Source organism: Leptodesmis sp. (assembly GCF_052746595.1).
Genome location: NZ_JBRAGO010000033.1, coordinates 13,414 through 35,369 on the forward strand (window position 1 = coordinate 13,414; position 21,956 = coordinate 35,369).

Annotated in this window: 18 protein-coding genes; 11 read left to right on the top strand and 7 right to left on the bottom strand. The window is 49.8% G+C overall.

The features are described 5' to 3' along the window. Nucleotides 1-319 precede the first annotated feature (319 nt). A complete protein-coding gene (locus ACUVQO_RS09480; protein ID WP_445925634.1) occupies nt 320-712 on the top strand; it encodes a transposase in 393 nt (130 codons plus the stop codon). Between the two features lie 120 nt (nt 713-832). Here ACUVQO_RS09480 and ACUVQO_RS09485 read toward each other — a convergent pair whose 3' ends face one another. Then, on the bottom strand, nt 833-2,980 hold the full coding sequence (locus ACUVQO_RS09485) for a serine/threonine protein kinase (protein WP_445925635.1): 2,148 nt from the start codon (nt 2,978-2,980) through the stop codon (nt 833-835). Nucleotides 2,981-3,292: 312 nt separating this feature from the next. Beyond that, the gene (locus ACUVQO_RS09490) at nt 3,293-4,420 is read right to left on the bottom strand and encodes an HlyD family efflux transporter periplasmic adaptor subunit (RefSeq protein WP_445925636.1); all 1,128 of its coding nucleotides are present in this window, start codon (nt 4,418-4,420) and stop codon (nt 3,293-3,295) included. 415 nt (nt 4,421-4,835) lie between these two features. On the opposite strand from ACUVQO_RS09490, the gene ACUVQO_RS09495 reads away from it, so the two are divergent. The 3 genes from ACUVQO_RS09495 (at nt 4,836) to ACUVQO_RS09505 (ending at nt 8,087) form a co-directional block, all read left to right on the top strand. Then, nucleotides 4,836-5,036: a hypothetical protein gene (locus ACUVQO_RS09495; protein ID WP_445925637.1), complete on the top strand. Its 201-nt coding sequence runs from the start codon at nt 4,836-4,838 to the stop codon at nt 5,034-5,036. Between the two features lie 191 nt (nt 5,037-5,227). Continuing rightward, on the top strand, nt 5,228-7,372 hold the full coding sequence (locus ACUVQO_RS09500) for a peptidase domain-containing ABC transporter (RefSeq protein ID WP_445925638.1): 2,145 nt from the start codon (nt 5,228-5,230) through the stop codon (nt 7,370-7,372). A gap of 220 nt (nt 7,373-7,592) precedes the next feature. Continuing rightward, nucleotides 7,593-8,087, top strand: a complete 495-nt coding sequence (locus tag ACUVQO_RS09505) for a type IV pilin-like G/H family protein (protein WP_445925639.1) — start codon at nt 7,593-7,595, stop codon at nt 8,085-8,087. 130 nt (nt 8,088-8,217) lie between these two features. Here the strand turns inward: ACUVQO_RS09505 and ACUVQO_RS09510 are convergent, their stop codons facing one another. Then, nucleotides 8,218-9,582: a TldD/PmbA family protein gene (locus tag ACUVQO_RS09510; protein WP_445925640.1), complete on the bottom strand. Its 1,365-nt coding sequence runs from the start codon at nt 9,580-9,582 to the stop codon at nt 8,218-8,220. 201 nt (nt 9,583-9,783) lie between these two features. Here ACUVQO_RS09510 and ACUVQO_RS09515 point away from each other — a divergent pair, with 201 nt between their 5' ends. Then, on the top strand, nt 9,784-10,170 hold the full coding sequence (locus tag ACUVQO_RS09515; RefSeq protein WP_445925656.1) for a helix-turn-helix domain-containing protein: 387 nt from the start codon (nt 9,784-9,786) through the stop codon (nt 10,168-10,170). Between the two features lie 352 nt (nt 10,171-10,522). On the opposite strand, the gene ACUVQO_RS09520 is transcribed toward ACUVQO_RS09515, so the two are convergent. The 4 genes from ACUVQO_RS09520 to ACUVQO_RS09535 all read right to left on the bottom strand — a co-directional run bounded on the left by ACUVQO_RS09520 (nt 10,523) and on the right by ACUVQO_RS09535 (nt 16,806). Beyond that, nucleotides 10,523-12,733 (bottom strand): phosphoketolase, encoded by a 2,211-nt coding sequence (locus ACUVQO_RS09520; protein ID WP_445925641.1) that lies wholly within the window; start codon nt 12,731-12,733, stop codon nt 10,523-10,525. Between the two features lie 88 nt (nt 12,734-12,821). Next, nucleotides 12,822-15,020 carry a glycogen debranching protein GlgX gene (glgX, locus tag ACUVQO_RS09525; protein WP_445925642.1) on the bottom strand — a complete coding sequence of 733 codons (2,199 nt, stop codon included), beginning with the start codon at nt 15,018-15,020 and terminating at the stop codon, nt 12,822-12,824. Further along, nucleotides 14,918-16,543 (bottom strand): protein kinase domain-containing protein, encoded by a 1,626-nt coding sequence (locus ACUVQO_RS09530; RefSeq protein ID WP_445925643.1) that lies wholly within the window; start codon nt 16,541-16,543, stop codon nt 14,918-14,920. Before ACUVQO_RS09530 ends, glgX begins: the two co-directional genes overlap by 103 nt. Nucleotides 16,544-16,683: 140 nt before the next feature. Beyond that, a complete protein-coding gene (locus tag ACUVQO_RS09535; RefSeq protein ID WP_445925644.1) occupies nt 16,684-16,806 on the bottom strand; it encodes a hypothetical protein in 123 nt (40 codons plus the stop codon). Between the two features lie 246 nt (nt 16,807-17,052). On the opposite strand from ACUVQO_RS09535, the gene pheT reads away from it, so the two are divergent. The 6 genes from pheT (at nt 17,053) to ACUVQO_RS09565 (ending at nt 21,927) form a co-directional block, all read left to right on the top strand. Then, nucleotides 17,053-19,491, top strand: coding sequence for a phenylalanine--tRNA ligase subunit beta (pheT, locus tag ACUVQO_RS09540; RefSeq protein ID WP_445925645.1), 2,439 nt, complete (start codon nt 17,053-17,055; stop codon nt 19,489-19,491). A gap of 123 nt (nt 19,492-19,614) precedes the next feature. Next, complete coding sequence (locus tag ACUVQO_RS09545) at nt 19,615-19,884, top strand: YciI family protein (RefSeq protein ID WP_445925646.1); 270 nt, start codon at nt 19,615-19,617, stop codon at nt 19,882-19,884. Nucleotides 19,885-19,941: 57 nt separating this feature from the next. Next, on the top strand, nt 19,942-20,115 hold the full coding sequence (locus ACUVQO_RS09550) for a hypothetical protein (RefSeq protein WP_445925647.1): 174 nt from the start codon (nt 19,942-19,944) through the stop codon (nt 20,113-20,115). Nucleotides 20,116-20,352: 237 nt separating this feature from the next. Continuing rightward, entirely contained in the window at nt 20,353-21,138 is a 786-nt protein-coding gene (locus ACUVQO_RS09555) for an LmeA family phospholipid-binding protein (RefSeq protein ID WP_445925648.1), read from the top strand. A gap of 213 nt (nt 21,139-21,351) precedes the next feature. Next, nucleotides 21,352-21,546 carry a hypothetical protein gene (locus tag ACUVQO_RS09560; protein WP_445925649.1) on the top strand — a complete coding sequence of 65 codons (195 nt, stop codon included), beginning with the start codon at nt 21,352-21,354 and terminating at the stop codon, nt 21,544-21,546. 123 nt (nt 21,547-21,669) lie between these two features. Further along, nucleotides 21,670-21,927, top strand: coding sequence for an RNA recognition motif domain-containing protein (locus ACUVQO_RS09565; RefSeq protein WP_445925650.1), 258 nt, complete (start codon nt 21,670-21,672; stop codon nt 21,925-21,927). Nucleotides 21,928-21,956 lie beyond the last annotated feature (29 nt).

Sequence of the window (21,956 nt, forward strand, 5' to 3'; positions counted from 1 at the left end):
CTATAGTGCTGAAGCCACGATTTTATCAGCTTAATTGGGTAGAGAGGCTGAGCCTATCTAAGGATGAGGGTTTAACTATTTTGGACAACTCATTTCAGTAATTCATAGCAGGATTAAACTTTGCCTACTGATTGCCTGACAAAAGTGGAAGGGGAGGAAGTCTCAGCCCTTGGTAATAGGGTGTTTTCGATTTACTGTAACAGTTGCTACACTCCACAGATAAACCATGCGAACCTCCCGTCTCCATGATCAACTGCAAACTCTATTGCGTCAATCGTCTGCTTGGGTAGACTAACGCCATCTCCAAACCTTGATTGGGATGGTTATCGGATTGATTTGTAGTGAATGCATTAACTTGAGCAAATGGCGAGTCTACGTCAACAATCGTGCTACGTTACCAGGGGTAAAAAGTTGTTGGCTGAGAGTAGTCAATAATCATGCGAATTGTCTATCAGTACCGTTTACGACCAACGCAAGAGCAGCAAGTCACGATGTAGGGATTGACGTAGGGCTGAAATCATTCCTGGTAACGAGCAAGGGTAAAGAGGTTGCCATTCCTCGACTCTACCGCAAGGCTGAGAAATGCCTGAAGTGGCTGCAGCGTCAATTCTCTAAGAAAAAGCAAGGCTCAAAGCGTCGGGCAAAGTCGAGACTAGCCAAATCGGTGAATGATGCTGGATGGGGTCAATGTACGACCGTGACTACAATGTAGCCAGAAACATTCAACCAAGGGTGGTGAGGCATCCCGTCTAAGTCCCTAGAGGCTACCGAGGTATTGGGCCAAAGAAGGGGGAAGCCCACGCCGTCTCGTAAGAGCGGCGCTGGGAGTATGTTACATGACCTCGCGGAGCTGACTGCCAGGGTTCAGATCCTGTGAAGCGATCGTTTGCTGGGCCGCAAGTTGTTGAGCTACTGGGGATGCTGTCTGTTGAGTATATTCTGCGATCTTGTCTCGCGCCTGAACATAGGCTACAGTTCCCATCGGTACCTTTTCCAGAGCCGCTATAATGGCTGCTGTGTCACCTGTTGCGGCTTGCAGAGTCGCTTGTTGTAATTGGAGATCGGCCTGCTGGTTCAACTGCTGCGTGTATTCAGCTACCGTTGCGTCCACTTGAGAGTCCAGCGAAGTTCCTTTAGGAGCTTTCTCGAGTAACGTGAGGGCTGCCTGTAAGTTGTTCTGCTGAGCCTGATCACTCGCCGACTGCAGCAAGAATTTAATGTATTGTTCCTGCTTCTGGTTGTACTCAGCAATTTTCTGCTGCGCAATCTCATGGGCTGGGGTTCCCACAGGGATTTGCCAGAGGTAGGTAAGCGCCTGGGTGAAATCTTGCGCCTGGGCACGATCGAAAGCCCGTTGCAAATCGACCCAGGCTTTAATCACTTGCTTTTCGCTGTATTCCTTAATTTTTCTTTGGGCAACTTCTGAAACGGATGTTTCCTGGGGAATTTGTTTTAGCGCACGTAAGGCTGTGGTAAAGTCCCTGTCGTAAGCATATCTGTAGGCCGATTGCAACAGTTGGTTGGCATCTGTTTCAGCACGAGCTATCGCCAATCTGGACAGTGTTTTGCCCCGGTCTTGCCAGTAAGGGATAGGAGGCATTTGCTGACTGAGCCTGCTGGCTTCTGCCCACTTACCCAGATTGAATGCCTCTTCTGCCCGCCGATATGCATTTTCTCCAGTCTGCCAATTTTTGCGCCACTGCTGAGTGACCTCTGAAAAAGAATACCCCTCTTTCGCGTTGGCATCTGGCTCTGGTTGCTGGAACCGTTCCCAAATTCCGGCAACTTTCCCAGCCCAGCCAACGGAAGATAACAACGCCCAGCCGAGCATTGCCAGCACTAGCGTCGCGGCAGTTCCTCCGGCTCCAATTAAAACGGGAGGTTTAGACAAAGCAGAGAATAATAAGCGTTGCACATAGAAGCGGTAGTCCAGTTTTCGCACTCCTGCCGGACTGGAATTCAGGCGATAGTCCGGTTTGACATCAGTAGATCGAGGAGCCGTTTCTGCAGGAACTACCTTGGGGAGTACCGGATCGGTCGCAGTTTGGCCAGCATCCTGAACTACAGTCGCAGCGATCGTTACCATCGGGGCTGAGGGTATTGGTGATGAAGCGACTTCCTGAATGGCGGTTAATGCTTCAGCCGCTGTTCTATAACGTCGAGATAAATCCCATTCAATCATGGTGTCGAGAATTTTGACCAGTTGCCGTTCCACCGTAGATTTAGGGTGATAGTGCTTGTGCCACACGACCTTTTTAGCCTCTAGATCAATCTTTAACTGGGCGGGTTGAACTCCTGTCAAAGCTTGAATGGCAATGATACCGATCGCATATACATCACTGGCCGGACATGGTAGTCCCTGCAATTGCTCCAGTGGTTGATATCCTTGTTGAGCCGTTTCTGAATAGGGAACGTGCTGCCCTGATGCAGCAATAAGTGATTCCTGAATCTGGAGAATACTGCCAAAATCAGTCAAACCTAGGCGGCCATCGTCGGCTCGTCGGACTATGGCATTTGGGGTGATATTGCCATGAACTCCACCATGTGCATGGACAAAGGAGAGCAGTTCCAGAATTTCTTGTAAGAACTGGAGTACCTGCTCTGCACTCCAGCCAGCTTTCGCCTGCAAGTCTGTCCCCAGCGTGATCCCAGGTATTGATTCCAGTACTACAAAAAATCCTTTATCACTCTCGAAGCAGGCCAGTATTCCTGGAATTTGTGAATGATTGCCTAACTCTGCCAGGAGATCAACCTCTCGGATTAGTAAAACCCGAACAGCCTCTTCAAAAGTCGAGCTATTTGGCAGCACTTGCAAGTGGTAAACGATACACTCTGGCTGTCCGGGACGATGCAGATCTTGAGCCAGATAAATTCGTCTGCAGAACTGGTTGACTAGAACTCTATTAATTTTGAATCGGCCGTCCAGGGCCTGATTCAAGATGGGCTTGTCAGCAGATTGACTGAAGGTAGAATTCGACATCGGGGTACTCGTCTGGTGAGAATTAGCCAGGTAGGCGTTCAATCGAACAGGCCAAAGAAGCAGTGACTTCCTCGTACGAGGCCCAGTATCGTGGCTTAAGCCACTCCAGTGCAGGTTATACCTCGTATTTTTAGACTGCCACATTAGCTCATTCGAGCTTTCCTGGGAATTACCCGGATTAACTTGATAAATTTCAACACACCAGATGATGAAGTGAGTACAAATTTTATTTTGCTAGAATTTATTTGAGGCTGGGTGTTGAGGGGGAGTGGGGATTAGGAAAGATTACCCAGAGTGGGCTAATAGGAAAGGCTATAAATCCGACCAGAGGCGCATTTTGCGGAGGAGCGATCGCAGGATGGTTTCTCGGTGAGAGATAATGTCAGCCCTGACCTCCATGCCTGGTTGAATTGGAAATGGACGGTCGGCAGTACCGAGATAGGGGCGATCGGGTTGAATGGTAACTTCGTAATAAGAAGCGATTGGCTCACTATTGTTCTCTCCAGTAGTTACCACATCCGGTGCGATCGCCTGTACTGTTCCTGTCAGGGTGCCGTAATCAGGATAGGGATAGGCCGTGATCCGCAACTGGCTGGTTTGACCCACTGCTACCTGGCTAATATCCTGAGTATTAACTCTAGCTTTCACTACCAGAGGTACGTTACGAGGCACAATTTGAGCCAGCACATCAGTGGAACGTGCCGCTTGACCGCTTGCATTCGACCCCAGCCTTAAAACGGTGCCATCAACAGGAGATTGAATCGCTAACTGGCTTAAGTCTGCATTTACCTTCTGTAAGGTGGCTTGATCCAGGTTAATCTGAGCAACCAAGCTGCGCCGTTGGATCAGCAGACGATCGCGCTCCTGAGCCAACTGTTGAGCTTCTGGGGAGGCAGTTTGATTGATTTTCGCCAGGGCCGTCATAATATCGGCCTCTGTTAGGGATCCGGCCTGACCACCGGGGGGGGGAGTTGGGGTGCCAGCACGAGACATAATCTTGGTATTAAGCTGTGCCAATTGAGTATCGATCTGATTGATCTGATCCTGATATTGATCAATGTACTGTTGGACGTTGCTGCGCTGAGTCCGTAAGGCCAGCAGACGATTTTGATCTGGCACACCAATCTCAGCAATGACATCTCCTTTGCGGACAGATTGACCTTCTTGAATTAAGATTCGTCCGATGGTCACGCCTGGTGGAGCCTGCACCACACTCAAATCGCCAGCAGGTCTGACACTGGCTGGAGCTTGCACCGTGACGTTGTACTCTATAATAGCCGCCAGCCCAACCATGCCTGCCATCACCCCAATCAGTGCCATTGCCCCACCGCTCATCCAGCGACTAATCGGAGGGAGAAAATCATCTTCTTGAAAAGGTTGCAAAGACTCTGGACTTTGCAGAGTTGGATTTTGCCCATCGGAATTGTGTTGTTCAAGCATGAGTACTTCGTCAGTGAATTGGACACCCATAGATCCATTTTCATCAAGATTTGCTCAATTCCGCATTTTTTCAGCAACTTCACTGACTGTCCTGGCAGGCTCTTGAGATAACTTCTAAAAAAATCTAAAAAAAGAGGGAAACGTCCGGATAAACACAGAGGTGTGTGAAGTCTGTTTATATTCAACCACTCGCCAGGAACTTAGAAAACCTGTTTCTCTTCTACTACGGTTTGTGTAAACGCTTTAGAACCTTCTAAAGAGTTGTTCCACCGGATTAAGCTAGAAGTTTTCGATGTTTTTTTAAGTTTTCCTGATTGATCTTTTGTTTCATCGTTACTATATATAGCTTCACCCTTAAATCAGGGCAAGAAGCCTATCTGATTTGTTCTCATCTGGAGTTTTGGAGAATTACACTATGGACACCAATAATAAGTCTGAATTATTTACCGATCTGTCGCAAGAACAATCTGAGACTGTTCAAGGGGGTTGTCATCGCTACTATCGGTCTTACTACTATCACCCCTACTCTTACTACTACTACTACTACGAGCCTTGTAGTTACTACTACTACTACCGGCCCTATTCCTACCGCCGTTGCAGACGGTGGTACTACTAAACCATCTGGTGAACTCGGTAAACAATAAAACTGAGTCCATCTAAAACCTGAATGTTTTCCCTTAGAAAACCTACTGGTTTCAAGTTGGATACAATTTAATGGAAAGGCACCCATCCATTTGGGTGTCTTTCTTTTACGGATGTCATCCCAGAGAGCGTGAATTAAACTCAATAGACAATCAGGTTAAATCCATGAAGTACGCTGTTTTTCTTCAACATACCGAAACGGATTGTGGGGCTGCTTGCCTGGGGGCGATCGCCAAGCACCACGGGCTAACCTTAACTCTCAATCGTCTGCGTGAAGCGGTGGGGACTGGACAGCAGGGTACCACACTGCTGGGATTGCAACGGGGAGCCGATACATTAGGGTTCAATGCCCGGAGTGTGCGAGCGGCACCAGAAGTTTTACAGCGGTTAAATGAAGCTCCGTTGCCTGGGATCATTCACTGGCAAGGCACCCACTGGGTTGTGTTGTATGGACGGCAGAAGCAGCAGTATGTGGTGATGGATCCGGCAGTGGGGCTGCGCTATCTGTCTGAGGAAGAACTCCGCAAAGGGTGGACAGATTGGGTAATGTTGCTGCTGGATCCGGATGCGGCCCGCTTCTCAAAGGAGAGCAGCAATCGCCCCAGTGTCTTAAAGAATTCTCTGCGCCGCATGTGGGCAGCCCGTACCCTGCTGTTGCAGATTTTGTTGATTAACGTCGTACTGGGTTTTCTCTCGATTGCTACTCCATTTCTGATTCAAATCCTCACGGATGATATTTTGGTGCGGGGAGATATGCGATTGCTGAATACGTTCGCGATCGCAGTCATTATTCTCAACTCTTTTAGTAGTGGTTTAGGGCTGGTGCAGGCTAATCTCACCGCTTACTTTGCTCAGAAATTAGAACTGGGTCTGGTGATGGAATTTGGGCGGGCGATTCTCAACCTGCCCCTTACCTATTACGAAACTCATCGCAGTGGTGAAATTGTTAGCCGACTGCGTGACATTGAATCCTTGAACCAACTGGTCGCTGAGGTGATCGTCAGTCTGCCCAGTCAGGTGTTTATTGCCCTGATTTCGCTCATCTTTATGACGATCTTCAGTTGGAAACTCACCTTACTGGCAATTTTCCTGGCAATTTTAATGACCATTTCGACCGTGGCCTTCCTGCCCACCCTGCAACGCAAAACCCGTGATCTGCTGGTATTAGATGCCGAAAATCAGGGTGTACTGGTGGAGAATTTTAAGGGCGCACTGACCATTAAAACCACCACCGCTGTACCGCAACTCTGGGAAGAGTTACAAGGTCGGTTTGGGCGGTTAGCGAATCTGAGTTTCCGCACGAATCAAATTGGTATTACAAACAATATTTTCTCCAGCTTGGTGTCGGGAATTGGTGGGGTGATTTTGCTCTGGTTTGGCAGCACGCTGGTGATTGGGAAAGAACTATCGATCGGGCAATTGCTGGCGTTTATTAGCTTTAATACCAATTTCACATCCTTAATTACAACAGTTGTGAAATTTGTCGATGAGTTTACCCGTGTGAAAACCGCATCCGAACGGTTAGCAGAAGTGATCGACCATGAATCGGAGCAAACTGGTAAATCGACCAAACCCTTCGTTTCTCTGCCTGCCGATGCCGCAATCATCTGCCATCAACTGTCGTTCCACTATCCCGGACGCGCTGATTTATTAGAGTCCTTTTCCCTCACCATTCCGGGAGGTCGAGTGGTGGCGCTGGTGGGGCGATCGGGCTGCGGCAAAAGCACACTGGCTAAATTGCTGGCTGGCCTGTATCCTCTCCAGGCAGGCAATATTCGGATTGGCCCCTATAATCTGCCCGACCTGGCGCTGGAGTGTGTGCGTCAGCAGATTGTCTTAATTCCCCAGGAACCTCATTTCTGGAGCCGTTCGATTCTGGAAAACTTTCAACTTGCAGCACCCGGAGTGACTTTTGAGGATGTGGTCAGAGTTTGCCAGATTGCCGGAGCCGATGAATTTATTAGCCGACTTCCCGAAAAATATCAGACAATCCTGGGAGAATTTGGAGCCAACCTCTCTGGCGGTCAACGGCAACGGTTAGCGATCGCTCGTGCTCTGCTGACCAATCCTCCTGTGCTAATCCTGGATGAATCAACTGCTAATCTGGATCCAGCCAGCGAGGCAGATGTGCTAAGTGGGTTGCTGGCCTACCGTCAAGGTATGACGACAATCTTAATCAGTCATCGCCCACGAGTTGTGGAACGGGCAGACTGGCTGATCGTGCTGGATCAGGGCAGACTTGTTTTAGAGGGGAATCCTGCAGACCTACGGACAAAACCAGGCAACTATTTGAACTTCCTCAATCTTTAGGATCGCCAATTACAGCAATTGTTCAGATGGATTCGCTACAGCCCTGGGATTGGGAAATGGGGATAGGGTCTGGGGTGTAGTGAATTGATCTTCATAAAATCTTGAGGGAAACGGCAGGACAATTACGGGAATCCACTGAACCTTTAGAGTAGTATGTAAGCAAAGGGGTACAGGGTATGAAAAAAGGATGAAGTTCTATAGAGCTCAGTGGGAGGGCTATATGCGTCGATTGAGTGTTCTTGCCTCTTTAAGTGCGATCACTTTAATGGCTGTAGGTTGCACCTCTACAAAAAACCCTGAAATTCTTGCCAAAGCTCCTATCGAGCTGGATGCGAAAGATGCAGTTAGTTCAATTCTGTTTGATCAGAAGACCTACTTTATGGAAAACGATACATTTGCAACTTCCATCCAATCTCTCAAAACTAGCGTTCTACCAGAAACCCAAAGTTACAGATACAAACTCACTCCAAAGCCCAACCCGGCTCAAGGTGTTGTGATTACGGCGACTTCTAAGCAACCGACTCTTAAAAGCTTCACGGGAGTGGTCTTTGCGGTGAAATCCAAGAAGGGATTGATGACCGTTTCCCAGATTTGCGAAACTGTGAAACCTTCCACTGTGGCTCCTGCCGCACCCTCCCTTCCCCAAAAATCCTCTGATCAACTTCGTTGCCCGACAGGATCGCGATCGACACTGGATGTTTTGGCCATGCAGTGATGACGGGATGATCAAATAACACTGATCAAATAACACTGATGAAAACCACAAAAACACAATTGATGATGAGATGAGGAGAATGAAGCAGAATTAAATCATTCCACCCTCTTATCCTCTCATTTTCCCACGGTTAATCTCCAGTGACAGACAACTCCTCTACCCAGATATAGGGACAAATTCCAGCGGGAGTTAAATGACCTTCCGGTTCCACGTAAATGATGGATTTCAGCAGTTCCAGAAAGTCTCCTGCAATCGTGGCAGATTCAATGCTGGTACGCTTCCCTTTGTTGACCAGCCAGCCGTCAAAGGGAAGAGAAAACGATCCCTGAAGGGCTTTGACTCCGGCATGGAGTGCATGTACATCATCCACCAGCACGACATTTTCAGCCGTATCCAGGCTATAGGTTTGAGAAGGCGTTTCCCCTGGAAAGACATGGTAGAAATGGGGACTGATAGTGACTTTGGCCCCGATATTGGCATGGCCTGTGGGTTGGGTGTTAAACCGTTGCGCCGTGCCAGCACTATGCAAAAAGTTGGTCAGTACGCCATCGGTAATTAAGGGCGTGCGTCGGGTGGGTGTACCTTCGCCATCAAAAGTAATGGCAGCAACATTCTCTGGGTGGCAGGCATCGTCACACACGGAGAGCAGGGGCGAGGCAATCTGGGTGCCCAAAGATTCTGGAGTGGAAAGGCTCTGGCGATCGAGCACACTCTGAGCATTAAATAGATTGGAAAATGCCCCCAGTAAACTGAGAAAGGCATCTGGGGAAAAGACAACCCGATATTTGCCTGTAGGAATCTTTTCGTAGTTGAGATGACTGATGGTTTTGTCTGCCGCTTCCTTGAGGCAGCCTTCAATGTCTAAATCCTGCAAGCCGTGAGCCACCCGAAAGGCTCCGGCACTACGGGGTTTCTTGCCTGCTTCTTCAGTCTTGCTATAGAGGTAGACGGAGACCGTCGAGCGAGTTTCTTGCCGCAGGGCACCAGCACTGTTGAGGTAGAAGCGATCGCTCCTCCGTTGTGCCAGACCGTTGTAAGGTACGCTGACGATTGCTGGATGCACCGCCATCAGATCTTTTTCAGCCGCAATCAATTTTTCCAGCAGGTCAGAAATAGGTACCTGGGGCGTAACCTCGCTGGTAGAGGGGGCGATCGGAGCGGTGGCTTCCGGGCTGAAATCCGGTACATTTTCCTTCACCCCAAAGAAACTTGCTTCATAGGCCGTTTTCAAGGCCAATTCCAGGCCCGCAGGATCCACATCCGTTGTGGAAGTTACGCCCATCGTTTGCTGATCATTCCAGACCCGCACAGTCACACTAGAACGATTCGAGGCTTTGACCTGATCGGCTTTTCCCTGGTCAACCTTGACGCTGGTTTCATCTACCGTCGCGCCATACACATCGAATTTGTGAATTCCCAGGCGATCGGCGATGTCTTTTGCCTGAGTCGCTAAATTTTGAATATCCGCCACAGTCTCTTCCTTATCTTGACTCATCAATAAGCAACTGAAAGGAGCTCATCCCCTCTCCGTTGCTTTTTTATATTAACCAGTATGAACGACAGACCGACGAGCAGGGGAAGGAGAGTCAAGGCGATCGCAGACAGCTGAAGTTGAAGTTTTTACCTGACCTGCAAGATTTCATCCGGAGTTGCCTCAAACCCCGCCGATAAATGGAGGGTATTTCCCCGTGTGGTTATGCCACCAAAAGTCGAGCTACATCCCCATCTCACCCTTCAGGAGTTAAAAGTTCGCTATCGTCAGGCGACCAGCATTTCTGAAGCCCGTCGCTGGCAACTGCTGCATTTAGTAGCCCAGAATTGGACGATTAAGCGAGCAGCTCAGGCAGTTGATCTGAATTATGATTATGCTAAGGAAATTGTTCGACGGTATAACCAGGGAGGCCCAGCAGCCATCCTATCTCGTACTTGCCAGCACAAAGTCTCCGCCCGATCGCTGCTGACGATCGAGCAACAACAAGAACTGCAACAACTACTCCAGCAACCTGCTGCGGATGGTGGAGAGTGGGCTGGTCCCAAAGTCGCTCAATGGATCGCCGAAAAAACCGGACGATCGCACGTCTAGCCCCAGCGCAGTTGGGACTACTTGCGACGGCTCAGTAATAGGAATCAGCCCAATTAGGGCTGTGTGCCAAGATAAAATCCCTGCGATACGTTACGGCTAACACCCAACACATCCTACAACTAGCTCCCCACCCCCCATCACCCCATCACCTCCCCACCTCCCTCACCTTCCGCCTTCTGCTTTAATATTTTTGGCTACTCATGCTTCTACTGGGTCTTCAGGTTCCCTCTGTGCATCAAAAAAACTGCTCAGAAGAACTCCTTCGAGCAGCCATTTAGTGAAGTCATCAGCCGTCGCCATCAAGACTTGTGCTGAACTAATTCAAGAGCATTCAGCTGCTGTTGAATACCTCTTAGACCAGTAACTCTAGCGATCGCCTCGCAATAGCATCCGCTGTAATGCCATTCACCGCCATCAGTTCACCAGCCGAGGCCGTAGTTTCACCCCGCTTCCAGGCAAAGGTATCGCGTTTGGCAGGACTGCGGAGCATTACAGGCTCGAGCATGGCGCTGGCTCCTCCAGTAATTCCGATTAAGGCATCAGCGCTGAACAGGCGATCGAATCCGGCATCATCTAGAAAATCGCCATCCGGTTCAGCGCAGATGTCCCAGGCCACATCGGACGGACGGTAAAGGCGACGGGGATTGACTACTGACACAATTCGTACTCCAATGCCATCCGCTTCCAGCCGTTGAGCCGCTTCAAATACGGGTAGCAAAATCATGTCACCAATCACGGCAAACACTACTTTCTTACTACCCTGGCTTTCATGTAGAACTACTGCTCCTTCTCGAAGCGCCTGCCGGGTCTGCTCAAAGGTGGTGCGAATGGGTAGCGGCGATTTGCTGGCGGTGATCACTACTCCTTTATTCTTCGTTGTCAGTGCCCAGTCATAACAAACCTGAATGCTGTTGGCATCAGGAGGAAAGACGGGGAAGACATTGCCATTCCGCATCATCGCCGCAAAGTAGGCTTCGATTTCTGGACGCTGGTGAGTCCAACCGTTGCGCCCCTGCTCCAAGGCACCAGCCGTAAACAGGGTGATGGTGGATGGTGTGGGACGGCGCAGTTCAGCCATCGCCTGTGTCACAGTTTGCCAGATAGGTAAGCCGTTGATTGCGAAAGACTCATAGGAACACCAGAGAGTACGGGATCCCATCAAGGATAGGCTGGCCGCTAATCCGGCACAGGCATCTTCACTCAATGGCTCATACACCTGACCACCCGGTTTCTGGTTATATAGAGGATCTTCCGTCGGGTGAATAATCTTCAACGCCTGGTTAATATTGGCAATTCCAGAGGCTTCATTGCCATCGGCATTCGAGACAAGATAGCTAGAGTCAGCCCGTCCCACAGCGGCGACCAGATTCCCCATTGCTGTGGTTGAAACTTTGGGATCTCCACCCACGGGAAATTCTTCCAGGGGTAGCGTCCCCAGATCCGGCAAAGGCAGGACGGATTCTGTCACCACCGTTTTGCTGGCAGGGCCACCTCCAGCGCGTTCACAATTAGTACGTACCAGTTCCCAGACTTCACCTGGCAACGCACGGGCTTTCAGGGCATTCACGATATCGGGGTGATCCAGCGTGTGTTGAGCATACAGGTTGTGAGATTTAGCCCCTCTAGCATGAACTCCGGCTCCTTTCAGTTGCTTGATGATGAAGACCGTGAGTTTGCCATTGAGAGCCGATCGCGCGGCTTCATCTGCTGCCACTAAGACCGCTTTGGTAAATTCCAACCGTTGCTCAAAGGAGAAAGCGGTGCTATCGACAAACGCTCCCGGTTGATTCTGATCATCAAAGTCTTTGGCATCCACCAGCACCACTTCCTCAAAGCCGTTACCATGCCAGTAGGCCATCATTCGTTCGTTGGACTGGGTGGACACCATGCTGTGGTGCTCCTGCGAGTAGCCATTCCAGACCAGGATGGGCAGGAAGTTGGTAACGCTGGGATAGGCGGTATAGAAGTGACTGAAGGCACTCATGACGTAGGGTTCGCCCAGGCCACCATCGCCAACCGTGAAGGGAAAAAGTTTATCGCGATGGAGCAAGGCGCAGGCCATCGCAAAGTGTTGTCCCTGTCCGAGGGGGCCAGCAGGAGCCAGGAGGCCAGGAATTTGACCGGAGAGATGTCCTAACAATCCATGCCGTTCCCGGAACCGGTCGCGCATTTGCTGCACGGTGGTAATGCCCATATCTTCCAGCGATCGATCCAGAAACATGGCGCTGTAGAAACCGGGAGCGTGGTGGCCGACTTCGGTAATGAAATTCTTGTGCCCCAGCATCACCACTGCCGCGTAGGCTTCTGCCTGACTGGCAAACCCACCCGGATGTCCAGATGCTTTACTGCCCGTGATTTGCAACACCAGATACCGCAATGCATCAGCATACAGAAGGGTCTGATAAGCGGCTGAAGGATCGGTGGGGTCTGGAATTGCGGTTTTCCCAGCGGCAATCACCGGAGTTTTGCCATAGGTTTCAAATTCAGGGATGCGATCGCCAAAATATTGAATTCCTTCACAAAATGCCGGGATGGACTTGGGGTTGGGAGTAACTGCAGTCATGCTTGAGATACCTGATCAATCAATACTCTATAGTACACAGCCGGTGGGTCAAAAACTGTGAGCCAGGTAATTCAAACTCTTAAGCCAATCATTGAGTGAAATCAATAGTAGTGGGCAGTGCCATCAAAATTACTACCGATCGTGGCCCCACAGGGTACGTACTTTCTGGCCAGCGAGGAGCGGTGTCCGGATGACGATAGTCATCTGGGGCATTCAACGTGGTGTCTACTATGCGATACCAACCTTTGCCGGGATGCAGCGTCGGTAGTTCAAAGGTATGGGTTTCCCAGTGGGCATTAAAAATCACATGCAGATGTTCTTTCGCATCGGGATGATATAGAGTTAAGGCAAGACAGCGGGACTCATCACTCCAATCCGGTTTACCGAGTTTCATTCCATGCCAGTTAATGTATGGCTTGTGGCTGCTGGATGTTTCCAGGCGTTCTTCATGCTGAAATAGCTCCAGGGATTGAATGAAATGAATCATACCCTGCACAAAGTTCAACAGATCGCCATGTTTTTCTACCAGACTCCAATCAAACCAACTTAGTTCATTGTTCTGGCAATAAGCATTGTTGTTGCCCTGTTGGGTGCGACGCACTTCGTCCCCCATCAGCAACATGGGCGTGCCTTGAGAGATGAAAAGAGTGGTAATAAAGTTCTTGATCTGTCGCTGGCGGAGCGCTTCTACTGCTGGATCATCGGTTGGCCCCTCCACGCCGCAGTTCCAACTATAGTTATCGTTGCTACCATCCTGGTTGTCTTCCCCATTATCCTGATTGTGCTTCTCGTTGTAAGACACCAGATCGTTGAGGGTAAACCCATCGTGGCAGGTAATATAGTTGATGCTGCGGTGCGGTTCGTGATCTGGATCAGGATAAATATCGGGACTGCCAAGAATCCGGGAAGCTAACTGATTTACCATACCGGCATCACTTTTGATGAAGCGCCGTACATCGTCTCGAAATGGGCCATTCCATTCGGCAAAGCGATCGCCAATAAACGATCCCACCTGATACAGTCCTCCAGCATCCCAGGCTTCGGCGATCAGTTTCGTGCCTGCCAGAACTGGATCCGAGTCGATCAACCAGAGCAGGGGCGGATCCTCTAAGGGATGGCCCAATTTACCGCGAGATAGGACGGAGGCCAGGTCAAATCGGAAGCCGTCCACATGCATGACATCCACCCAGTACCGCAAGCAATCCAGAATCAGACGAGTGACGACTTCGTGATTGGCTTTGATCGTGTTGCCGCAACCACTGTAATTGACATACAAGGCTGGATTTTTTTCCAGAATATAATACGCCCGGTTCTCCAATCCCTTAAACGAGAGAGTTGGGCCTTCATCATTGCCTTCTGCCGTATGGTTAAACACCACATCCAGAATCACCTCAATTCCAGCCTTGTGGAACGCCTTTACCATATCCCGAAATTCATTGACTAGCCCCAGCGGATCACGATTTGAACTGTAGGCCCGGTGGGGCGCAAAAAAGGCCAGGGTACTATAGCCCCAATAATTTTTCAATCCTGGTCGGGCATCTTGCTCATCAAATTCATGGATAGGCATCAGTTCAACCGCGGTAATGCCCAATTGTTTCAGGTAGGGAATCTTCTCGATTAATCCGGCATAGGTTCCCCGCTTATGTTCGGCAACGCCGGAATTGGGATGGCGGGTGAAGCCTGCCACATGCATTTCATAAATGACGGTTTTGGCATAGGGAATGCCCAGCGGCACATCCCCTTCCCAATCGTAGGTGGTCGGATCGAGAACCACCCCCCGAAGTGCCTGAGCACAGTTATCACCGGGACGAATGGCCGCTTCCCGACTGTAATGCTCCCATCCCACAACAGCACTGGCATAGGGATCAAGCAGGACTTTATTGCCATCAAATCGATGACCGCGATCGGGTGCAAACGGCCCATACACCCGGTAGGCATAAACCTGGCCGGCAGTCACTCCCGGAACAAAGACATGCCAGTAATACGAGGTACGATTTCGCTGCGGATCTAACTCGATGACGCGGCTGGGCTTGGGATCATCTGCCGCCTCAAAGAGCAACAGTTCGACAGCGGTACTGCTCTTGGAAAAAATGCAAAAGTTCACCCCCTCCGGGTAAACCTTGGCTCCTAACGGAAAACTTCGACCAGGGAGTATATCCTGATTTAAAGCTGCCATTGTTACTGCTAAAGTCCTCGCTTGCCGTTGGGTCGAATCGTCATCCAGTTGGTGCGGGCCATTGCCAGTTGCTCTTCGCTCATCCTCGCGCCCGCCAGATTCGCACCGCACAGATTTGCGCCCCGCAAGTTGGCATTCAACAAGTACGCTTCCGTCAAATCCGCACCCCGCAAATCTGCACTTTCCAGATCAGCGTAACTCAAATAGGCTTTACTCAGATTGGCATTTTTCAAATTGGCGTGGTTCAAACTGGCGCGACCCAGATTAACGTTGTACAGGTTTGCGCCCTGGAGGTTGATTTTGCTGAGATTGGATTGGTGAAAATTGGCCCCAGATAAATTTACTTTTTGTAAAGCAAGAGCATGCAAATCATGGCTGGCAAAATCCCGTTTTCCTTTTGCGTAATAGGTTTGTAAACCCTCTGCATCCAATCGTACCGGGATCTTCTGCTTCTCACCTCCTCCCGTATCTTTCCCCCGCCCCGCCGAATTTCTGCCCCTCGATGCGATGCCTGTGTTCAAGCGGTTGGAATCGATCGCCCGACTGCGGGACAGTCCCGCATACAAGCCAGTCGAATCCATGCGGGTTTGTTTGCGGGAACGAATGGCCATTGCCTGACGTGCTAACCGGGAAGAGGCTAGCCCCTCAGAATTCCCATCTCGATAGCCAACATTGGCACGCGGCATGGCATTGGCTCTGGATTCTACATTATTGATACTGTTGGCTAAACTTTCCAGGTGATCTTCCAGATCTAACGCCCGATAAACCTCAAGTGCCGACTTATAGCGCTGCTTCACCGAGATCTCCATCATCTTGGCTAACACTCCGGCGAAATGGTCGCTGACGTAAATATACTTTTTCCAGTTGAGTTCCCCAGTAGTGGGGTCATAATCCATATCTTTGGGAGATTTACCCGTCAGCAAATAGAGGCAGCTAATTCCTAACGCATAAATGTCGCTGGCCGGGACGGGGCGCATATTCATCTGTTCGGGAGGCGCAAAACCGGGAGTTCCGATTGCATAGGATGTCAAGGCGGTTTGATCCGAAGCATTGGATGGTTGGGCGCTTTGATATTTCACGGCCCCGAAATCAATCAGCACCAGCTTATTATCCTGAGCACGACGAATAATGTTGGCAGGCTTGATATCCCGATGGATTACCTGCTTTTCGTGAATGTAGGCCAGTAAGGGTAGAGTTTCGCTCAAAAACTTTTTAACTTCTAGTTCGCTTAACGGCCCGGAGCGTTTAATCTCCTGCTGCAGCGTAGAACCGCTGACATATTCTTGAACCAGATAAAAGGTTTGATTCTCTTCAAAGTAGTCTAGCAGAGAAGGAATCTGCGGATGAGTGCCAATTCGCCCCAGGGTTTCCGCTTCTCGCTTAAACAACTCACGGGCCATATCCATAATGTGAGGAGCGCTGGCATTAGGACGCAATTGCTTAATCACGCAACTGGGTTTACCTGGCAAACTCTCATTCATGGCCAGGAAGGTAGCGCCAAATCCTCCCTGTCCCAGAGCCTGAATGATCCGGTAGCGATCGCGCAACAACAGCTTAGAGCCGCACGCCTGACATAGCTCCGTATGAGTAAGATTTTGTGGATTAGTACAGGCTGGGTTTAAGCAGTAGCTCATTTAGCTTCACTCGCTCTATCATCAAATGCGGGAACGGTGGTTGCCCTATTCTCTATTATCTAGAGAGGAACGCCAAATCTAGGATGTCATTCCTGCGGGAAGCCCTTTAAAGAAATACTAAAGCCGTGGAACTTTGAGATTCAAGCCACTGTGAATACCCATACATTCACGGACATTCGTACCTCGTCAGGATACACTCCCTGCTTTAAGGTGCCCAAAACTCCCAGAGCGGTAACGGTTGCTTCCAGCCTACCAAAACCCATCTTTCTCAGGATAAGAAAACTTGTGAATATTCACAGAAAGACGCAAACAGGGTGGATGGAGATATTTTTTGACTAGACCGTTTTAGCTACTAACGGATTTTTAGGCTGGCGATCGCAATGGAGGCAGGCAGGGTAAACGATAGAATAAACCAAGCCGAGTTAGACAGTAGGGGCTGCTCCTGGAGCAACTCCTGCTCTGGGCTTGGACACGGTTTAATTTAGCAGGCAGAGTAAGGCAAGTCATTCATGCGTATTTCATTGAACTGGTTGCGAGAACTGGTTGACCTTCCCCCTTCTCCGGAGGAGTTGGCAGAGATGTTAACAATGGCGGGGTTTGAAGTTGAAGATATTGAAGATCGGCGGATCTGGGCAGAAGGGGTGGTGATTGGGCGAGTGTTGCAACGGGAACCCCATCCTAATGCTGATAAGCTCAGTGTTTGTACGGTCGATATTGGAGCTAAACAACCTTCCACCATTGTTTGTGGAGCCGCCAATGTGCAGGCCGATATTTTTGTGCCTGTCGCCACTTTGGGCACCTATTTGCCCAAAGTGGATTTGAAGATCAAACCCCGAAAACTGCGGGATGTCCCTTCGGAAGGCATGATCTGCTCTCTGGCAGAGTTGGGGTTGACTAAAGAATCTGAAGGGATTCATATCTTTCCCCAGGAAAATTTGCAGGTGGGGAGTGATGCCCGTCCTTACCTGGGGCTAGATGATGTGATTCTGGATCTGACTTCCACGGCGAACCGGGCCGATGCGCTGAGTATGGTGGGTATTGCGCGGGAAGTGGCGGCTATCACAGGAGCACCGTTGCGTTTACCGCAACCACCAGCGATCGAAACTACCTCAGATGCTAAAGCCCTGACCTTGAAGATTTCGGAGTCGCAAGCTTGCCCCACCTACATTGGCACTGTCATTGAGCAGGTGACGATCGCCCCCTCCCCTCTCTGGTTGCAACAACGGCTACAAGCGTCTGGTATCCGTCCGATTAATAATGTCGTCGATGTCACCAACTACATCCTGCTGGAATGGGGACAACCCTTGCACGCCTTTGATCGCGATCGCTTGCTACAAGTTGGTGGTAGTAAGGCTTTGCAAATCGGTGTTCGCTTTGCCGAGGTCGGAGAAACCTTGCAAACCCTGGATGGTCAGAACCGCACCCTCAGCGATCAAGCCCTTCTGATTACGGCCAATGACAAACCCGTAGCCCTGGCTGGAGTCATGGGAGGAGAAGAGACAGAGGTGCATTCCGAGACGCAAAATCTGGTTCTGGAAGCCGCCTTGTTTGACTCTGCGGCCATTCGTCGCTCAGCCCGCTCTCAGGGACTACGCACGGAAGCCTCCGCTCGCTATGAACGGGGGATTAACCAGGCAGAATTAGAAATCGCCTGCCGTCGCGCCCTGGCGTTGATGACTGAACTGGCTGGGGGGACGATCGTGGCTCAAGAAGTCGCAGCAACTCGCGGTAGTCAGGCCAGTATGACTCGCTCGATTGAACTGCGGCTCGATCGGGTGAATCAAATCCTAGGGCCAATCAGTGTAGGAGATGAAGTAGCCGAACTGGAACCAGTGGCGATCGAACGCATCCTCAAAGCGTTGGGGTGTGATATTTCTACCCTTAGTAAGGATGGAGTCTGGACTGTTACTGTTCCGCCCTACCGCTATCGCGACCTGGAGCGGGAAATTGATTTGATTGAAGAAATTGCCCGCTTGCATGGCTATAACAACTTCTGTGAAACTTTGCCGGAAAAAACTGAACCGGGCTATTTATCGGTCGAACAATCCCTGTCTCGCAAACTGCGGGAAGCCTTCCGGGCCATTGGGTTAACAGAAGTGATGCATTATTCCCTGGTGAAACCCAACCAGGAACGACAAATTGTCCTAAGTAATCCTCTGTTCCCCGACTACTCGGCGCTGCGGACAGACCTGTTGGCTGGTCTGATTGAAGCCTTTCAGTACAACCTGGAACAGGGAAATGGGCCACTCAATGCCTTTGAAATCGGTCGCATTTTCTGGTCTGAAGAAGAAGGGCTAAGTGAAGCCGAGTCGATCGCGGGTATCTTTGGCGGTGATCCGACTCAAGGCAAGTGGATTCAAGGTGGCAAGGAAAAACCCCTGACCTGGTTTGAAGCGAAAGGCTATCTGGACAGTGTATTTTGTCGGTTAGGTCTGGTGGTAGAGTATCAACCCGATCGCCGCGATACCCGTTTGCATCCGGGCCGGACAGCTTCCCTCTGGCTGCGGGGCGATCGCCTGGGCACTTTGGGTCAACTGCATCCCCAACTGCGCCTGGAACGAGGCTTTCCCGATGAAGTGTACGCCTTTGAACTTGATATTGATGTCCTCTTCGGTGCCCTGGATCAGGATGAATTGCGAGTGCCGACCTTCCAACCGTACTCCGCCTATCCTGCCTCCGATCGCGACATTGCCTTCTTCATTCCCACCCAATTCTCAGAAGCCGATATCGAGCGGGTGATCCGCCAAGCCGGTGGCAGCTTGCTGGAATCGGTGGAATTGTTTGATGAATATCGTGGTAAGAACGTCCCTGACGGCCAACGTAGTCTCGCGTTTCGACTGATATATCGGGCCAGCGATCGTACCCTCACCGAAGAAGACATCGAACCCGTCCATCAGAAAGTTCGTGAATCACTCGTAGAAAAATTTCGCGTCGATTTACGTAGCTGAGTCGACTTTAGATTTTAGATTTTCGGTTCAATCCAAAATCTAAAATCTAAAACTTACTTGATCGAGCCTTAATTCTCGATTCAATTCAAAATTCAAAACCTAAAAACTAACATCGTCGAAACTATGCCAAAGTACATCATGTGGGGCACTTACTGTGACAATGTTATTGAGAAACGTGCTCCTTACCGCCAAGCTCATTTAGATGGACTCGCTCAACAAAAAGCGGCAGGAGTTCTAATTACCATTGGGCCAACCAAAGATCTGACTCAATGTTTTGGTATTTATGAAGCAGATGCCGAAGCGATCGTTCGTCAACTTATTGAATCCGATCCCTATTGGCAAAACGGTATCTGGACGGAGTACGATGTAAAAGAGTGGATTCAAGCCATTTAGCTTTACCTTTGTGGTAAATCTTGCTTTGGATTATCAGGTAGGGCAAGAATTTCTCCTTTGATAGACTCTGGTAACTGTTACTTTGACTGGTTGATTGTTCTCTCTTGCCTTTGTCGCATGGCCGCGATCGAAGCGATCGAAGATCTCGCCGTCCAGTTTTACAGATCCATTCCACTGAACCTGGACAAGATTAAGAACGAAATTTTTAGCGGGTGTTTGAAAAGTATCTAGCGGTTAAAACCGCGACTACACTCACCCAGTCTGCCGACGCAGGTTACTGAAAACCTTGATTGTATTGAATCTGCGTCGGCAGGTTTTCTCGGTATAGCCGCGACTTCAGTCGCCAGGGTGATTAGAGATATAAGCAGGATTTTACCCCCCTTCCCAGAAGGTTCAATCACGCTAATGTTGCGACATCTTCACGTTTTGTTACAAAATAGGGGGGACAACTCTGGGTAAAGCACAGATATGTTTGGCAGCTTCACGGCGAACACTGCTGGCACAGACTTTGGGGAGCGGATGCTCAACAAAGTGGCTAGTCAGTCTATCCGACACTTGTTTACAGAAAGTGAGTCGGTCGAGGTTGCCATTCGTTGCAACCCGTCCAGTAAACTCTTGCAGGGCAGCATTGATAGCTTTCGGATGAGTGGCCGAAATTTAGTCATTCGTCGCGATTTTCAGGTACAAGAGATGTCTTTTGAAACCGATGCAGTTGTGATCGACTTTGGCTCTGTTTTGAGTGGCGCTATTCGTCTGCGGCAACCGACTCAGGCCGTAGCTCAGGTCGTACTCTCAGAAGCGGGCCTGAATCATGCGTTCACAGCGGAACTGGTGCAAAAACGCCTGCAGAATCTCGATACCCCTGATTTGACAAAACTGTCAGGTGGCGAACCTGTTTCCTTTTCAGATGTTCATTTGGAACTGTTGCCGGAAAATCAGTTAAAGATCTTTGCCAAGGCCCATCTACCAAATGGAGTGGTGCCGATCAGTCTCAGTTCCACGCTGGCAGTTGAGCGGCGAAAGCGGATTGTGTTTCAAGACGCTCAGTTTGAACCAGACCTCGTTCCTGAGAATTTACGGGGCATTTCCGAGATTTTGACGCTCGCCTTCATCGACATTCTTAACAACATGGTGGATCTGGATCGATTCGATCTCGACGGTGTGCTGATGCGGATTAATCGCCTGGAAACCCAGGGCCAACAACTAATCTTCAGCGGTTATGCTCAAATTGAGCATTTTCCCTGGGGAAATTAGAGATCTTTGGTCATCCATCCTTTGTTTTTGTCCTTAGTTTACTGACTGAGATGAATGGTACTCAGCCGACCACCAGCTTGCTCAGGATAGAGGACAAATGACCAATGACGATCAAATCTCTTGCGCTACAATCGCCAGAGAAACCAGAAAGAATACGTGATCACTCCACTCAAAATTACAAATCAAGGCTGGTATATGTTTATGGATGAACTAATGCCTATTGTGAGGGAAGTTTTTCAGCACCCGATCGCCTTTATGGGGGGTGTGTGTTCTGGCTTACTTCGCCTCAATTTATCCGATGATCCTGTGAAAAGCTGGTTAGATAGTCAAGCTGGAAAGTCCGCATACTCCGCTTCAACTTCCGTGCAAAATGGGAAAGGCGGCCCTCAGTCTATTTCCATCGAGTAAACCCTTTGGTATCAATGGTTTCAGAATTAGAGGGACTAGGTGTGATAAGCCCATGATATAGGTTGGTAGATTTCTGAAAGTGACTTACCAGCCTGGTTTATCCCCCAGCTCACGAATATTCTCATGACTATCTACATTGGAAATTTGTCTTATCAGGCAACCGTTGATGATTTAACTGAGGTGTTTACGGAATACGGCACCGTTATGCGGGTCGCGTTACCGATGGATCGCGAAACTGGGCGGATGCGCGGTTTCGCATTCGTTGAACTGGAGGAAGACAGCCAAGAGGATGCCGCGATCGCAGAGCTGGATGGGGCCGAATGGATGGGTCGTCAGCTCAAGGTGAATAAGGCAAAACCGCGAGAAGCTAAAGCCAGCTAATCGTCTTGATGCAGGGGCGGGCCTTACAA

Excerpts from the sequence above, each read along its gene's own strand:
- ACUVQO_RS09480 (WP_445925634.1), top strand. The coding sequence starts at position 320 with ATGGTTATCGGATTGATTTGTAGTGAATGCATTAACTTGAGCAAATGG.
- ACUVQO_RS09485 (WP_445925635.1), bottom strand. The coding sequence starts at position 2,980 with ATGTCGAATTCTACCTTCAGTCAATCTGCTGACAAGCCCATCTTGAAT.
- ACUVQO_RS09490 (WP_445925636.1), bottom strand. The coding sequence starts at position 4,420 with ATGCTTGAACAACACAATTCCGATGGGCAAAATCCAACTCTGCAAAGT.
- ACUVQO_RS09495 (WP_445925637.1), top strand. The coding sequence starts at position 4,836 with ATGGACACCAATAATAAGTCTGAATTATTTACCGATCTGTCGCAAGAA.
- ACUVQO_RS09500 (WP_445925638.1), top strand. The coding sequence starts at position 5,228 with ATGAAGTACGCTGTTTTTCTTCAACATACCGAAACGGATTGTGGGGCT.
- ACUVQO_RS09505 (WP_445925639.1), top strand. The coding sequence starts at position 7,593 with ATGCGTCGATTGAGTGTTCTTGCCTCTTTAAGTGCGATCACTTTAATG.
- ACUVQO_RS09510 (WP_445925640.1), bottom strand. The coding sequence starts at position 9,582 with ATGAGTCAAGATAAGGAAGAGACTGTGGCGGATATTCAAAATTTAGCG.
- ACUVQO_RS09515 (WP_445925656.1), top strand. The coding sequence starts at position 9,784 with ATGCCACCAAAAGTCGAGCTACATCCCCATCTCACCCTTCAGGAGTTA.
- ACUVQO_RS09520 (WP_445925641.1), bottom strand. The coding sequence starts at position 12,733 with ATGACTGCAGTTACTCCCAACCCCAAGTCCATCCCGGCATTTTGTGAA.
- ACUVQO_RS09530 (WP_445925643.1), bottom strand. The coding sequence starts at position 16,543 with ATGAGCTACTGCTTAAACCCAGCCTGTACTAATCCACAAAATCTTACT.
- ACUVQO_RS09535 (WP_445925644.1), bottom strand. The coding sequence starts at position 16,806 with ATGGGTTTTGGTAGGCTGGAAGCAACCGTTACCGCTCTGGGAGTTTTG.
- pheT (WP_445925645.1), top strand. The coding sequence starts at position 17,053 with ATGCGTATTTCATTGAACTGGTTGCGAGAACTGGTTGACCTTCCCCCT.
- ACUVQO_RS09545 (WP_445925646.1), top strand. The coding sequence starts at position 19,615 with ATGCCAAAGTACATCATGTGGGGCACTTACTGTGACAATGTTATTGAG.
- ACUVQO_RS09555 (WP_445925648.1), top strand. The coding sequence starts at position 20,353 with ATGTTTGGCAGCTTCACGGCGAACACTGCTGGCACAGACTTTGGGGAG.
- ACUVQO_RS09560 (WP_445925649.1), top strand. The coding sequence starts at position 21,352 with ATGCCTATTGTGAGGGAAGTTTTTCAGCACCCGATCGCCTTTATGGGG.
- ACUVQO_RS09565 (WP_445925650.1), top strand. The coding sequence starts at position 21,670 with ATGACTATCTACATTGGAAATTTGTCTTATCAGGCAACCGTTGATGAT.